Here is a 13,673-nt window from a genome sequence, read left to right as displayed (position 1 = left end):
ATTGGCACTATCTGTCGATCAGGGCGATCTTGTTACATAGGCCCGACCGTGCCCGATACCCACCGACCGGCTTCGCCGGGAACTCCGCTGCTGATCACCGAGACAATCTACCGTCGCTGACCGCACCCGACCAACCAATACCCATAGCGGTACCACATCACCCCAGGCAGTGGGATCATCGCAAGTTTGCTAGCCCACTGTCGCCGTTCTCACACTTCTTGCGAAGGACCGATGGCGGCGGCAACAGGGGCGTTGGGCACCAGGCACGCAGAGGATATCCCCGCGCGAGTTCGACCGAGCCCAGGCCCCTATACACCGCCGTGCCGCACTCGAGCTCCCCCAAACTGGGAAGGCGAGGGGCTCCGTCGGATCACCGACCCGATTAGCCTGCCAACGTGGGGAATTCCGGGGGTGTCCACCTGACGTACCGCCGAGGACAACGTGCACGGCCGAATCGTGCCGCAGCCATCGATCTCGGCGCAGTCGGATGCCGGTAAGCAAAGAGGTCATCGAGGCGATCCGGCTGGCCCTGGCGCGTATGCGCAACGCCGCCGACACCGCGAGCGACACCACTGCGAGGGCAATAGGCGACTTCAGCAGACCACTGCGATCGGGCGTACACGAGGACGCCGACGGGCTCGGCGCCGGCGACGTCAATGCCATGGGAGCGCTCGATCATCTGAACCTGCCCACGGTCTTCAGGGATCCCCAGGATTGGCGGGCGCTGCCCGGACGGGTGACCGGCATGACGCCGAACCAGAAGATCGCCGACATCGACTACATCGAACGCCACTATCACGTGCGCCAGGAAGCCGACGGACGCGTGAGCTTGGTGGTCAGATTCAATCGCAGTCCGGACGCCGACGGAATGCGCCCGCCGCCGGTCGATTTGGACAAAGGTGTACCGAAGTTCAAATCGGATCGCCCGCCGGCCGAGTCACTCGGATTCGACGAAGATCGATCCAGGATTCTCAGACCGCTGCCCGGCGACACCAATGTCGCGCCCGGCGGCTACCCCGGTACTCAGGGCTGGCGTCCGGCGGACTACCGCGAGATCGACAGCCATCTATCGAGACGGCAAGAGGCAATGGAGGCCGCCGCCGCGGCCCGTCGAGACACCCTGGAGGGTTCCGCGGAACGGTCGGACACCATTCGCACGCAGACGAAAGTCTCCGAACGGTTCGGCGAGCAGGTCTCCGCGCATGCCATCCGAGAGCGCGTGCACGGCCAATTCGCCGCCGCGTTCCCGGATGCGCGGATCGAGTTCAGGCATGCCGACGGCGGAGAGTTCGACCCGAGCCATACGAGCAGAAAAACTCTGCAAGCCTATGACGCCGACACCGGCAAGGTGTTCGCCGAAATCCGGCCGATGCACTCGGAGGGCACCCCGGGCCAGAGCAACTTCGATCAGATCTGGAAGGTCGACTATCAGGACGGGGATCCGCCCGATTACGTCATCCACGAAGCCAAGGCCCCCAGTGGCCCTGCCAGTGAGCGGACCCTGCACGGTGATGACGGCATTCGAGTCGTGCAACAGGGCCATCCCGATTATTTCGAGGACACGTTGCAGGCGATGGAACGCCGGAGCGACAGCGAGGCTCTGCTGGCAGAAGAACTGCGGAAAGCAAACCGCGATGGGCGTTTGGACTATCTTGAAGTCCGCTCCCAGGTCGATGAAAGCGGACCAGATCACGAGTTCGACGGCTGGAAGTACCGACCATTCGATGGATACAACTACCAGCCACGATTCCCCCTCGAGTGAGGATGTACATCGGGATGCGCAGTGTTCACAGACACCACATCGACACGGACTTCGCCCGCGGCCGCGCGGAGACCGGTCGATTGTTGATTTCCTCGGCTCTCGAGGACATCGACAACGACGCCGACGCGCTCAGTGCTGTCCGTCGCCGCAGCGCCGATCGGCTGAGGTACTTGCTGGCTGTCGACTCCCGAGCCTGCGACGAAGAAACATGGCATGCGGCCGTACTCGCATCGCAGGCGGCGAATGCGGTCTTCGCCGCCTCCCGTATCTCCGACGGCATGGTGCGCTACACCATCGACGCACCGCACGAGCTGCCCGCTCTCGGCCCCAATCGCCTCAGCGGCCCGACAGACTGGATCGGCGCGGCGTGGCTGGCGGTCATCACCCAGAACCAGCAGCGTATCCAGGAATTGTGCGCGGTCGGTCAGTACACGATTCGCGCCAGTGGCGTCCAGGTCGACGACTATGTCTACCCATGGCTGGAAACCGTGCAGTGCTTTCTCCGGCACGAAGAAGTTCCGCCCGAATTGTTCAAGACGGTCATGCGACTGACCGAACCCGAGGCAGCGCGATACACGCCACGGGACTTCATGCTGTTCATTGCGTTTCCCCCGGTGCAGATGTTCTATTACCTGCTTCGACGGGACGCCGAGAATTTCAACAACGCGCTCGCCGAGGCATTGACCATGCACCGCACCTACTGGGAGGTGCCGGAGCTGGCCGAGAATCCCGTGGGCTTCGCCGCGACCGCACCCCTGGCCATCGCGATCCTCGCTCGCGCTGTCGGTATCCCGATCGAGGTCGAGTCCGACTACCTACCCGCCGGTCTGCTCAACGGCGTGTGGCTCGGGCGCTGAGGAACAACAGCCTATCGATCAACTCGAGACCGGGCGGCCACGGGCCGGATCGTAGAGGTGTGATCCCGCGCAGAGCTGACCTTCGGTGAGAGCTCGGCCGACGAGGATGATCGCGGCCTGCCTGAGCTTCGCCGCCTCGACCTGGTCGGCGATATCAGCGAGGGTGCCACGCAGGATCAACTGCTGTGGCTGGCTCGCGCGGTACACCACCGCGGCCGGACAGTCGGCGCCGTAGTCGACGGCCAGTTCGGCCGCGAGCGTGCGGATCCTGGTGATAGCCAAATGCAGAACCATTGTCGCGCCGGTGTGGGCGAAATTCGCCAAGGCCTCGGATTCGGGCATCGCCGTCGATCGGGCCTGGGTTCGGGTGAGCACGACCGATTGGACGAGTTCCGGGACGGTCAGTTCGGCGCCGAGCAGGGCGGCCGCCGCGGCGTAGGCGGGAACGCCAGGGGTGACGTCCCATGGGATGTGGCCGGCATCGAGGCGACGGGTCTGCTCGGTGAGCGCCGAGTAGATCGACGGGTCGCCCGAGCACAGTCGGGCGACGTCCTTGCCGGATTCGTGTGCGCGGACCAAGTGGCCGGTGATCTGGTCGATATCCAGATGCTGGGTGTCGACCAGTTCAGCGTCGGGCGCGCAGTGCGCGAGCACCTCCGGATCCAGATAGGTGCCCGCGTACAGGCAAACCGGTGAAGTCTGCAGCAGCCGCACGGCGCGCACCGTCAAGAGGTCGGCGGCGCCGGGCCCGGCCCCGATGAAGTGCACGGTCATGCGGCCGAGTCTATGCAGACCCCTCGTCCGTCATGACTCAGGCAGTCGCGTCGAAATGCGCGATGACCTTGGTCGGTCGCACCCGCACCACGAGCTCGCCCGGGACACCGTTGCGCTTGCCGAATTCCTCGGCCCGGTCGGCGCCCATATAGCGGCCGCCGATTTCGGTGGCGGTGCGGACGAGTTCGTCCAGGTCCTCCGACAGGGTGACGGTGCCCTGAATCTGGACCGAACCGTAGGGCGGCTCCTCGAGATCCACGCACACCGCGATCCGGGGATCGCGAGCGAAAGCCTTGCCCTTGGCCGAGCCCTTGCCGGTGTTGAACACCATCTCCTCGCCCTCGAGGACGAACCAGACCGGAGTCACGATCGGGCGACCGTCGGCGGCGACGAACGCCACCTTCGCCGTCTTGGTGCCGTTGGAGAGGAATTCACGCACATCTGGATCCGACAGTGAGGCCATGAACCCCACCTTAGAGCCCCTCCCCAGACCTCGCCGCCGTCCGCACACCCCGGGCTAGATCGCGCCTTGTTCGCGGGCGCGGGCTACTGCCGAGGTGCGGGAGCGGACGCCGAGTTTGGCGTAGATGTGCACGAGGTGGGACTTGACGGTGGTCTCGCTGAGGAACAATTCTTTGGCGATTTCACGATTGGATCGGCCATCGGCCACCAGACGCAGCACCTCGATCTCGCGTGGGCTCAGCGTGGTGTCGGCCCGACGGACGCGGGTCATCAGTTTGGAGGCCACCGCGGGAGACAGCACACTCTCCCCTGCGGCCGCCGAACGGACCGCGGCGAGCAATTCGGTGGGTGGGGTGTCTTTCAAGATGTAGCCGCAGGCACCCGCCTCGATAGCGCCGAGGATGTCGGCGTCGGTGTCGTAGTTGGTGACTACCAGCACATTCGGTGGGGTGGGCAAGGCGCGCAGTTCGGTGGTCGCGTCGACGCCGGAGCGGCCTGCGCCGAAGCTCAGATCCATCAGCACCAGCTCGACCGGTGTTGTCGCGCAGAAGGCGACAGCCGCCTCGGCGGTGGACGCCTCACCGACAACGGTGATTTCGTCGCCGCTCTCGAGCAGGGCACGCAGTCCGGCGCGGACGATGGCGTGGTCGTCGGCCAGTAGCAGTCTGATCATGAGCGATCACGTTGGTCGATCGAATCGGATTCGTCCGAATTCGAGAGGGATGCAGTCGAATTCGATTCGACAGGGCCAGAGTCGAGCGGGAAAGCGGCGGTGACGGCGGTATGGCCGGGTTCGGACTCGACCGCCAGGGTTCCGCCCTGCTGCTCCACTCGGCTGCGCATCGCCGCCAGCCCGAAGGTGCCCGACGGGGCACGCTCCAGCACGGCGGGGTCGATGCCCATGCCGTCGTCGACCACGTCGAGATACACGTCGGTATCGGCGTAGGTGAGGGTGAGCCGCATCCGGCTCGCGCCGGCGTGGCGGACGACATTCGAGACAGCACCCTGGGCGATCCGCACCAACGCGGCCTCGACAGGCATGGGCAGCCGCTCGGGGACACCTTCGATCACCATCTGGGTGGTGCGCCCTGGCCCCTCGGCCCGCAGACAGATTCGTTCCAGCGCCTGGGCGAGCGACTGCCCTTCCAACGCGGCGGGCGTCAATTCGGCTATCAGCCTTCGGGTTTCGGCCAGATTCTCTGCTGCGGTCTCTCTGGCGAGCCGAATCCGATGCAGCGCGGGATGATCCGGCGCCGCCTGTTCCACGGCGTGCAGCAGCAGCTGGATACTGCTCAGCCCTTGCGCGACCGTGTCGTGGATCTCCTGCGCCAACCGTTCCCGCTCGGCCAGCTTGCCCGCGGTGCGCTCTTGATCCGCCAGAGTCGCTCGAGTGCTGAGCAATTCGTCGATCAGTCGCTGCCGGTCGGCGGACTCACCGAACAGCGCCTGATAGCCGAGCCCGATACCCACCGCCACGGCGGCGCCGAGGATCGGGCCGATCACACCGGCCACCGACCAGCCACGGTGCAGCCCGAAACCCACCACCGCCACGGCATCCGCGCTCGCCACCGCGAGCAGACTCCACGGACGCGGCAACAGGTGCAGGTAGAGGAAGAACAGGCCGAAGGCGAGGTATCCGGCATCGGGTGCGACCACGACCAGACCGAGCCACAGCACCGTGAGCGCCAGCAGCCAGAGCCCGATCGCCCGTGGACTGGAGCCGGGTAGTACGCCCGCAAAGTAGGTCACCAGGAATACAACGGTCAGCGTGAGCACCGCGGCCGGATGCGCGGCACCCGGCAGCAGCGCCCGCACGGCTATCAACACCGCCAACGCTGTCACCAGCACATGCAGTCCCAACCGCAGCGCGGTGAAGACAGGGGTGAGCGGCGACGAATGCACGTTGCCAGCTTATGTGCGGCTACCGCAGCGGCATCCATCGAAAGGTGTAAAACACCGGCCACCGTTCGATCGGCCCGTACTCCATCGCGTGCGCGATGGCAGCGGGGCCGACGCACAGCAGGGTGGAGGCATGTTCGTCGCACTCCGGGATCTGCGGGCCGCACGCGGCCGTTTCCTGCTCATCACGCTGGTCGTCACCTTGGTGGCCGTCCTGGTGAGCTTCCTCAGCGGGCTCACGGCCGGGCTCGCGCACCAGAACATCTCGGCCGTCGAGTCCATCTCCGCCGACGCCATCGTGTTCGCCGACACCGGTGCCGATCCGTCGTTCGACGCCTCCGCACTGACCAGTCGACAGGTCGAGACCTGGCAGGCGGCCGCGGGCCCGGACGGCACCGTCGACCCGGTCGGCATCAGCCATGCCGAGGCGGCGGTGGTAGGCCGGTCCGCCGGCGAGTCCGCTCAGGTTGCTCTGTTCGGCGCTGCGGGCGCCGCTTTCGGCAACCGTGTCGCAACCGAGCAGGGCACAGTGGTGCTCAGCTCCGGCGCGGCGGCGGCTCTCGACGCACGGACCGGCGACACAGTCACCCTCGGCACCGGAACATTCACCGTGGCGTCCGTCGGCGGCGACGACTGGTACAGCCACACTCCGGTGGTCTGGTCGACCCTCGCGGACTGGCAGTCGGTGAGCCCGCGCGGCGGGACCGCCACGGTGCTCGCGGTGTCGGGCATCCCGAATATCTCCGCTGTCGACACCACTGCCCACACCACCACGACCACCGTCTCCGGTTCGCTGTCGGCATTGAGCGCATACCAAGCCGAAAACGGTTCCCTGACACTGATGACGGTGCTGCTGTTCGCCATCTCTGCCTTGGTCATCGGGGCCTTCTTCACCGTGTGGACGGTCCAGCGCGCTCCCGACATCGCGACGTTGAAAGCGCTCGGCGCGACATCCGGTTCCCTGGTTCGCGACGCACTCGCGCAGGCCGCGACAGTGCTGGCCGTCGGTGTCACGCTCGGCCTCGGAATCACGGTGGTCGCAGCCACATTTCTGGGCGATGCGCTGCCGTTCGTGCTCGCCCTCACCACCACCCTGCTCCCTGCGGTGGCCCTGATCGCACTCGGCCTACTCGGCGCCGCCTTCGCGCTGCGCTTCCTGTTCACCACCGACCCGCTCACCGCGCTCAACGCGGCGCGCTGACCTACGAGGCCGCTGGACCTCAACGCTTCCCCGGTGTGCAGGCGGGATTGTCAGCTCACTCCCGCTGACCCCGCCGCCTACAAAGCCTCCCCGCCCAACCTCTGAAAGGAGGATGGCGCTTTTGCTCCCGGTGCACGAGGGAGAATCCGCGCCGAACACCCGATGACCGCCACCGCACTCACCATCGACGATGTCACCCTCACGTACCCGGACGGCACAGGCAGACTCACCGCGCTCGACCAAGTGAACCTGCACGTGACCGGCGGCGAGATCGCCGCCATCACCGGGCCCTCCGGCTCGGGCAAATCCAGCCTGCTCGCCACCGTGTCGACACTGATCCGGCCCGACTCCGGCCGTATCCATCTCGAAACAGCACACGGCACAGTCGATCTCGTGACATTGAGTCGACGCGAGGCGGCGGCGCTGCGCCGTTCGTCCATCGGCATTGTCTTCCAACAGCCGAATCTGATCCCGGCCCTCACCGCGGTCGAACAACTCGAGGTGATGTCACGCCTGGGCCAGCACCTCTTCACCCCACCGTCGCGTCGCCGCGAAACCCACACCAAGGCAATGGAACTCCTCGATGCCGTCGGTCTCGCCGACCAGCACACCAAACGCCCCGCCCAGCTTTCCGGCGGCCAACGCCAGCGCGTCAACATCGCCCGCGCGCTGATGAACGACCCCGCACTGCTGGTCATCGACGAACCGACCAGCGCTCTCGACTCCGAACGCGGCGCCGCCATCATCGACCTGATCCTCACCGTCGTCCACGATCACCGCGCCGCCACCCTGCTCGTCACCCACGACCGCACCCACCTGCATCAGATGAACGCCGTCTATCGCATGGTCGACGGTGCCCTCGACATCGACCGCACCATCACCCGCGTTGCCTGACAACGGAATCGGGCGCGGCCCGAGTCAGGACAGCCGCCATCGAATGGTCAGCGCCGCCCCGGGAAGCAGGACGCGGCGGCATCGATGAGATGCCGCGCGCCGCCGGGTGCCCGCACCCATGACGCTGGTGGCCATGCGGATCGGGAAGGCGATTCACCGAGTGGCGGCCTGAGCAGGCTGCCGATCTCCATCCAGTTCGAGACCTACCGAACATCCTGCGCCACTTCGAATATGGATCCCGCACTCGCCGATCCGTGCAACCGGTGATTTCACCGCACGCCCAGCAGGGCGTCACGCTGTTCGCGCAGCCGGACACCAATCGCGTCGACCACCGCGGCCACCTCCGGCCTGCGCAGCGTCTCGGTGCGGGTGACCAGCCAATACGCGAGCCGAATCGACACCGCGTCGGGGAGCACGCGCACCAGGTCGTCGTGCCGGTCGGCCATGAAACAGGGCAGCAAGCCGAGTCCCGCCGCCGCCCGTGTCGCTTCGACATGCACGAAAACATTGGTGGATGCCACCGATTCGCGCATCGCGGGCACGAAGCTGGAGGCCACATCGAGGTCATCCACCTGCAACATCGAATCGATGAAGTAGACCAGCGGGTGCCGCGCCAGATCATCGATGTCGTGCGGCGTTCCGCGTTCGCGCAGATAGTCCCTGGAGCCATAGAGCCCGAGGCAGTAGTCGGCAAGGTGTATCGCCTTGGCGCGGTGCACCTGCGGCTCGCCCACCACCACCTCGATATCCAGTCCCGAACGCTGTTGGGATGCCCGTCGTGTCGTCGCCACGATTTCGACGGCGATCTTCGGATGGCGCCGCCGCACTTCGGCGGCGGCGGGCGCGGCGAGATAGGCGCTGAAACCGTCGGTCGCCGAAAGCCGGACCACGCCTTCCAGCACCCGCGCACCGCCCGCGTCGACCGTGAGCGATTTGACGGCCGATTCCACCACCTCCGCGGCGGCCAGTGCCTCCCGCCCGAGGTCGGTGAGCTCCCAACCGCCGCTGGCGCGGGCGAGCACCCGCCCGCCCAGCGTCTGCTCCAACGCGGCGATTCGACGCGAGATCGTGGTGTGGTTGATGCCGAGTTCTTCGGCCGCCGACACGAAGCGGCCGGACCTGCCTACCGCGAGCAGAACCAGCAGATCATCCGCGCTCGGGCGATCGGCCCCCGAAGACACCGGGCTCATATCTGCATTCTTGCAGATATGTCGTGCACATCTGGACATTGCGGTCCTAGATATCTGCACGAATACTCGGTCTGACCATGAAATTGTGGGGGCCATCACATGTGAGGTCCAGAGGTGGCCCCGGTCATGAAGGAGAAGTTCGATGAGCGTGCGAAATGCGTTGCGGCCGACAGGCGGCGATCCCGGCGGAGTGCCCGCGGGCCTGCGGCGAGTGGTGGCCGCGTCGATGGCGGGCACGGTCGTGGAGTGGTACGAGTTCTTCCTCTACGGCACCGCCGCGACGCTGGTCTTCAGCAAGGTGTTCTTCGCCAAGGGCACCAGCGACCTCGACGCCATCCTCGCCGCCTTCGTCACCTACGCGGTCGGCTTCGCCGCGCGCCCACTCGGTGGCATCGTCTTCGGATACTTCGGCGACCGCTACGGTCGCAAGAAGTTGCTCCAGTTCAGCCTGCTGCTGGTGGGCAGCGCGACATTCCTGATGGGCTGTCTGCCGACCTTCGGCCAAGTCGGTTACTTGGCACCCGCGCTTCTGGTCACACTCCGATTCATCCAGGGCTTCGCGGTCGGCGGTGAATGGGGTGGCGCGGTGCTGCTCGTCGCCGAACACAGTCCGAGCAAGAGCCGCGGTTTCTGGGCCAGTTGGCCACAGGCAGGCGTACCCGCGGGCAACATGCTCGCCACGGTCGCGCTGCTGACCTTGACCTCGACGCTCTCGGATGAAGCGTTTCTCAGTTGGGGCTGGCGAGTCGCATTCTGGTTGTCCGCGGTCGTGGTGCTCGTCGGCTACTACATCCGGACGAAGGTCACCGACGCACCGATCTTCGTCGAGGCGCAGCAGCAGGTCGAGCGGATCAAGGCCGGCTCGTTCACCGTTCTCGAGGTGCTGAAGCGTTATCCACGTGGCGTTTTCACCGCCATGGGCCTGCGATTCGGCGAGAACATCATGTACTACCTGGTCGTCACGTTCACGATCACCTATCTGAAGGTGCATGTCGGCATCAACACCAAGACAATCCTCTGGTGGCTGCTTGCCGCGCACGCGGTGCACTTGCTCGCCATCCCGCTGGCAGGCCGACTCAGCGACCGATTCGGCAGGCGGCCTGTCTACTTCGTCGGCGCGATCACCGCGGGCACCTGGGGCTTCTTCGCGTTCCCGATGATGGACAGCGGGCACAACGCGGTCATCATGTCCGCGATAATCATCGGCCTGGTGTTCCACGCGCTGATGTATGCCGCACAGCCCGCGATCATGGCGGAGATGTTCCCGACGCGGATGCGCTATTCCGGTGTTTCACTGGGATATCAGGTCACTTCGATCGTGGCAGGCTCGCTCGCGCCGATCGTCGCCGTGCGGCTACTCGACGAATTCGGTTCCGCCGTCCCGATCGCCTGGTATCTGGCCGGGGCCGCCGCCGTCACCGCGATCGCCGTCTACTTCGCCAGGGAGACCAGCGGCATCGACCTGGAGAGCGTCGACCTCGCCGACGCCGAAACCCTGGCCGCGGAGGCCGCGGCAACGCCGGCCGCGTCGACACCGTCCGCGACGGAACCGGCCGCGACGACACCGGCCGAAACCACCCCGGTGGAAGCGAAATGACAGATCTGACAGGACGTTCGGCACTGATCACCGGTGGCGCGAGCGGCATCGGTGCGGCGTGCGCCCGCGCACTGGCCGCACGCGGGGCCCAGGTCACCATCGCCGACGTCGATGACGTCGGCACGAAAACGCTGGCCGCGCAACTCGACGGCAAAGCCTGGGCGGTGGACCTTCTCGATGTCACCGCATTGGAGAACCTGGACCTCGCGGTGGACATCCTGGTGAACAACGCCGGGGTGCAGAGCATCAACCCGATCGAGAAGTTCGCGCCGGAACAGTTCCGCGACCTGCTCACCCTCATGGTCGAAGCGCCGTTCCTGCTCATTCGTGCGGCACTGCCGCACATGTACCGGCAGGGGTTCGGCCGGATCATCAACATCTCGTCGGTGCACGGTCTGCGCGCGTCCGAATACAAGGTCGCGTACGTGACGGCCAAGCATGGGCTGGAGGGGCTGTCCAAGGTGACCGCGCTCGAGGGCGGCAGGCACGGAGTGACCAGCAACTGCGTCAATCCCGGTTACGTCAGAACACCCCTGGTGGACAAGCAGATCGCCGATCAGGCCAGGGCGCACGGAATCGCCGAACAGCAGGTGCTCGAGCAGGTGCTGCTGACCGAAAGCGCGATCAAACGTCTCGTCGAACCGGAGGAGGTCGCCGCCCTTGTCGGCTGGCTCGCCGCCGCCGAAGCGGGCATGGTGACCGGCGCTTCCTACACCATGGACGGCGGGTGGAGCGCGCGGTGACTGCTCACCCCAGGGCCGAGAGCGCCATCCGGCGCAGGACCGGCCGGGCGCGGGTCGCGGTGGCGGAGATCGCGCTGTGCGGGGTGGAGTTGATCAGGCCGAAGGCCGCGTGAGCTTGGACGCGCGCGACCTCCTCCGGCAGATCCGGATGCAGGTCACGCAGGACCGCGACCCAGATCTCGACGTACTGCCGCTGGGTGCGACGGAGTTCGCGGCGGGCGGCGGCGGGCACGTTGTCGAGGTCGCGGTCCTGGATCCGAATGAGTTCGGGCTCGCCGAGCGCGAAATCCAGATGGAAGTCGACGAGGCCCGCCAATGCTTCCTCCGCCGACCCCATCCCCGCCACCACCGCCTTCCCGCCGTCGAGCAGCCGCTGGCTGACACCGACGAGCAGCTCGACGAGCAGCGCCTCTTTATTGGGAAAGTGGCGGTAGACCGCGGGGCCGCTGATGCCGACGGCCGCGCCGAGGTCGTCGAGACGCATACCGAGGAACCCGCGTTCGGCGATGAGCCGCGCACCCGCCTCCTTCAGCTGCGTGCGGCGCTGCGCTTTCAGTTGCTCCCTGCGGGTGAGCGCGACAGGTTCGAGGCTGGTCACACGCGCTCCTTTCGGCCGACCTGGACATCTCGGTTAATCAAGATTAACCTGAATTCCAGTTATCGGCGACTAACTGGATGGCAGGACAGCGTGATGACGGCAGTAGAAACGGCGGTCGACAACCGCACGGCGCATCAGGCGCTGACCGACGACCTGCGGGCTCGGCTGGCGACAGCCGCGCTCGGCGGGCCCGCGAAGGCCAGGGAACGCCACGTGGCGCGCGGCAAGCTGCTCCCCCGGCAACGCGTGGATCAGCTGCTCGATCCGGGCAGCCCGTTCCTCGAGCTTTCCCCGCTGGCCGCCACCGGGATGTACGGCGAGGACTCCCCCGGCGCCGGCATCATCACCGGCATCGGGCGGGTGTCCGGGCGCGAATGCGTGATCGTGGCCAACGACGCCACCGTCAAGGGTGGCACCTACTACCCGATGACGGTGAAGAAGCATCTGCGCGCGCAGGAGATCGCGTTGCAGAACCAGCTGCCCTGCCTGTACCTGGTCGACTCCGGCGGCGCCTATCTGCCGCACCAGGACGAGGTGTTCCCCGATCGGGAGCATTTCGGCCGCATCTTCTTCAACCAGGCGACCATGAGCGCCAAGGCGATCCCGCAGATCGCCGCGGTGCTCGGGTCGTGCACGGCGGGCGGCGCGTATGTGCCCGCCATGAGCGACGAGGCGGTGATCGTGCGCAACCAGGGCACGATCTTCCTCGGCGGCCCGCCGCTGGTAAAGGCGGCGACCGGCGAGGTGGTGACTGCCGAGGAGCTCGGTGGCGGTGAATTACACTCGCGCACTTCGGGAGTCACCGACCACCTGGCCGAGGACGACCAGGATGCGCTGCGCATCGTGCGCCGCATCGTGGCCACGCTCGGCCCGCGTCCGGCCAGTCCGTGGGAAGTGCTGCCCACCGTCGCGCCCGCAGCGCCGGAATCCGAGCTCTACGACGTGGTGCCGGTCGACCTGCGCACGCCCTACGACGTCCGTGAGGTGATCAACCGGCTCGTCGACGGCGGATCGAACGGTGAGCGCGGCTTTCATGAATTCAAGGCCGAATACGGCACAACGCTGGTGGCGGGTTTCGCCCACATCCACGGGCACCCGGTGGGCATCGTCGCCAACAACGGCGTGCTGTTCAGCGAGTCCGCCATGAAGGGCGCGCATTTCATCGAGCTGTGCGACAAGCGCAAGATCCCGCTGCTGTTCCTGCAGAACATCACCGGATTCATGGTCGGCCGCGACTACGAGGCAGGTGGTATCGCCAAACACGGAGCCAAGATGGTCACCGCGGTGGCGTGCGCGCGGGTGCCGAAACTCACGGTGGTGATCGGCGGTTCCTACGGTGCGGGCAACTATTCGATGTGCGGACGCGCGTATTCACCCCGCTTCCTGTGGATGTGGCCGAACGCCAGGATCTCGGTGATGGGCGGCGAGCAGGCGGCCTCGGTGCTCTCGACCGTCCGCGGCGATCAACTCGACAGCAGCGGACAGCCGTGGTCGGCAGCGGACGAGGAGGCGTTCAAAGCGCCGATTCGCGACCAGTACGAGCACCAGGGCAATCCGTACTATTCGACGGCGCGGCTCTGGGACGACGGCGTCATCGACCCTGCCGATACGAGAACCGTACTCGGACTTGCCCTTTCGGTCTGCGCGCAGGCGCCGCTCGAACCCGTTTCCTACGGCGTCTTCCGGATGTGAGCGC

At 66.4% G+C, this 13,673-nt stretch carries 13 protein-coding genes; 7 read left to right on the top strand and 6 right to left on the bottom strand.

Annotated elements, in window-relative coordinates:
• Window positions 1–487 precede the first annotated feature (487 nt).
• Together AB0M74_RS13350 and AB0M74_RS13345 are read left to right on the top strand one after the other, a co-directional pair.
• Window positions 488–1,762, top strand: a complete 1,275-nt coding sequence (locus tag AB0M74_RS13350) for a hypothetical protein (protein WP_364905900.1) — start codon at window positions 488–490, stop codon at window positions 1,760–1,762.
• 14 nt (window positions 1,763–1,776) lie between these two features.
• Window positions 1,777–2,619 (top strand): immunity 49 family protein, encoded by an 843-nt coding sequence (locus AB0M74_RS13345; protein ID WP_364905898.1) that lies wholly within the window; start codon window positions 1,777–1,779, stop codon window positions 2,617–2,619.
• Between the two features lie 18 nt (window positions 2,620–2,637).
• Here the strand turns inward: AB0M74_RS13345 and cobM are convergent, their stop codons facing one another.
• The 4 genes from cobM to AB0M74_RS13325 are packed head-to-tail and all read right to left on the bottom strand — an operon-like array spanning window position 2,638 to window position 5,757.
• Window positions 2,638–3,393 carry a precorrin-4 C(11)-methyltransferase gene (cobM, locus tag AB0M74_RS13340; RefSeq protein WP_364905895.1) on the bottom strand — a complete coding sequence of 252 codons (756 nt, stop codon included), beginning with the start codon at window positions 3,391–3,393 and terminating at the stop codon, window positions 2,638–2,640.
• A gap of 37 nt (window positions 3,394–3,430) precedes the next feature.
• Window positions 3,431–3,856, bottom strand: a complete 426-nt coding sequence (locus AB0M74_RS13335; protein WP_364905892.1) for a PPOX class F420-dependent oxidoreductase — start codon at window positions 3,854–3,856, stop codon at window positions 3,431–3,433.
• Window positions 3,857–3,910: 54 nt separating this feature from the next.
• Window positions 3,911–4,528, bottom strand: coding sequence for a response regulator transcription factor (locus AB0M74_RS13330; RefSeq protein WP_364905889.1), 618 nt, complete (start codon window positions 4,526–4,528; stop codon window positions 3,911–3,913).
• Entirely contained in the window at window positions 4,525–5,757 is a 1,233-nt protein-coding gene (locus tag AB0M74_RS13325; protein WP_364905887.1) for a sensor histidine kinase, read from the bottom strand. The genes AB0M74_RS13330 and AB0M74_RS13325 overlap by 4 nt, the downstream gene beginning before the upstream one ends.
• A gap of 130 nt (window positions 5,758–5,887) precedes the next feature.
• Here AB0M74_RS13325 and AB0M74_RS13320 point away from each other — a divergent pair, with 130 nt between their 5' ends.
• Window positions 5,888–6,955, top strand: a complete 1,068-nt coding sequence (locus AB0M74_RS13320; protein WP_364905885.1) for an ABC transporter permease — start codon at window positions 5,888–5,890, stop codon at window positions 6,953–6,955.
• A 162-nt stretch (window positions 6,956–7,117) separates the two neighbouring features.
• Entirely contained in the window at window positions 7,118–7,849 is a 732-nt protein-coding gene (locus AB0M74_RS13315) for an ABC transporter ATP-binding protein (protein WP_364905882.1), read from the top strand.
• A 269-nt stretch (window positions 7,850–8,118) separates the two neighbouring features.
• Here AB0M74_RS13315 and AB0M74_RS13310 read toward each other — a convergent pair whose 3' ends face one another.
• Window positions 8,119–9,039, bottom strand: a complete 921-nt coding sequence (locus AB0M74_RS13310; RefSeq protein WP_364905940.1) for a LysR family transcriptional regulator — start codon at window positions 9,037–9,039, stop codon at window positions 8,119–8,121.
• 142 nt (window positions 9,040–9,181) lie between these two features.
• Here AB0M74_RS13310 and AB0M74_RS13305 point away from each other — a divergent pair, with 142 nt between their 5' ends.
• Window positions 9,182–10,636, top strand: a complete 1,455-nt coding sequence (locus AB0M74_RS13305; protein WP_364905879.1) for an MFS transporter — start codon at window positions 9,182–9,184, stop codon at window positions 10,634–10,636.
• Window positions 10,633–11,379 (top strand): 3-hydroxybutyrate dehydrogenase, encoded by a 747-nt coding sequence (locus AB0M74_RS13300; RefSeq protein ID WP_364905876.1) that lies wholly within the window; start codon window positions 10,633–10,635, stop codon window positions 11,377–11,379. Before AB0M74_RS13305 ends, AB0M74_RS13300 begins: the two co-directional genes overlap by 4 nt.
• Before the next feature lie 4 nt (window positions 11,380–11,383).
• On the opposite strand, the gene AB0M74_RS13295 is transcribed toward AB0M74_RS13300, so the two are convergent.
• Complete coding sequence (locus AB0M74_RS13295; RefSeq protein WP_364905873.1) at window positions 11,384–11,977, bottom strand: TetR/AcrR family transcriptional regulator; 594 nt, start codon at window positions 11,975–11,977, stop codon at window positions 11,384–11,386.
• 93 nt (window positions 11,978–12,070) lie between these two features.
• On the opposite strand from AB0M74_RS13295, the gene AB0M74_RS13290 reads away from it, so the two are divergent.
• Window positions 12,071–13,669: a carboxyl transferase domain-containing protein gene (locus AB0M74_RS13290; protein WP_364905870.1), complete on the top strand. Its 1,599-nt coding sequence runs from the start codon at window positions 12,071–12,073 to the stop codon at window positions 13,667–13,669.
• The last annotated feature ends 4 nt before the right edge of the window (window positions 13,670–13,673 follow it).

Origin of the sequence: Nocardia sp. NPDC051463 (assembly GCF_040681975.1) — a bacterium.
GTDB lineage: Bacteria > Actinomycetota > Actinomycetes > Mycobacteriales > Mycobacteriaceae > Nocardia.
Note: the sequence above shows the minus strand (reverse complement) of the source record. Positions and strands in the feature narration are given on the sequence as shown.

Bases quoted from the DNA above. Each gene is read 5' to 3' on its own strand.
- AB0M74_RS13350 (WP_364905900.1), top strand. From the start codon at position 488: ATGCCGGTAAGCAAAGAGGTCATCGAGGCGATCCGGCTGGCCCTGGCG.
- AB0M74_RS13345 (WP_364905898.1), top strand. From the start codon at position 1,777: ATGCGCAGTGTTCACAGACACCACATCGACACGGACTTCGCCCGCGGC.
- cobM (WP_364905895.1), bottom strand. From the start codon at position 3,393: ATGACCGTGCACTTCATCGGGGCCGGGCCCGGCGCCGCCGACCTCTTG.
- AB0M74_RS13335 (WP_364905892.1), bottom strand. From the start codon at position 3,856: ATGGCCTCACTGTCGGATCCAGATGTGCGTGAATTCCTCTCCAACGGC.
- AB0M74_RS13330 (WP_364905889.1), bottom strand. From the start codon at position 4,528: ATGATCAGACTGCTACTGGCCGACGACCACGCCATCGTCCGCGCCGGA.
- AB0M74_RS13320 (WP_364905885.1), top strand. From the start codon at position 5,888: ATGTTCGTCGCACTCCGGGATCTGCGGGCCGCACGCGGCCGTTTCCTG.
- AB0M74_RS13315 (WP_364905882.1), top strand. From the start codon at position 7,118: ATGACCGCCACCGCACTCACCATCGACGATGTCACCCTCACGTACCCG.
- AB0M74_RS13310 (WP_364905940.1), bottom strand. From the start codon at position 9,039: ATGAGCCCGGTGTCTTCGGGGGCCGATCGCCCGAGCGCGGATGATCTG.
- AB0M74_RS13305 (WP_364905879.1), top strand. From the start codon at position 9,182: ATGAGCGTGCGAAATGCGTTGCGGCCGACAGGCGGCGATCCCGGCGGA.
- AB0M74_RS13300 (WP_364905876.1), top strand. From the start codon at position 10,633: ATGACAGATCTGACAGGACGTTCGGCACTGATCACCGGTGGCGCGAGC.
- AB0M74_RS13290 (WP_364905870.1), top strand. From the start codon at position 12,071: ATGACGGCAGTAGAAACGGCGGTCGACAACCGCACGGCGCATCAGGCG.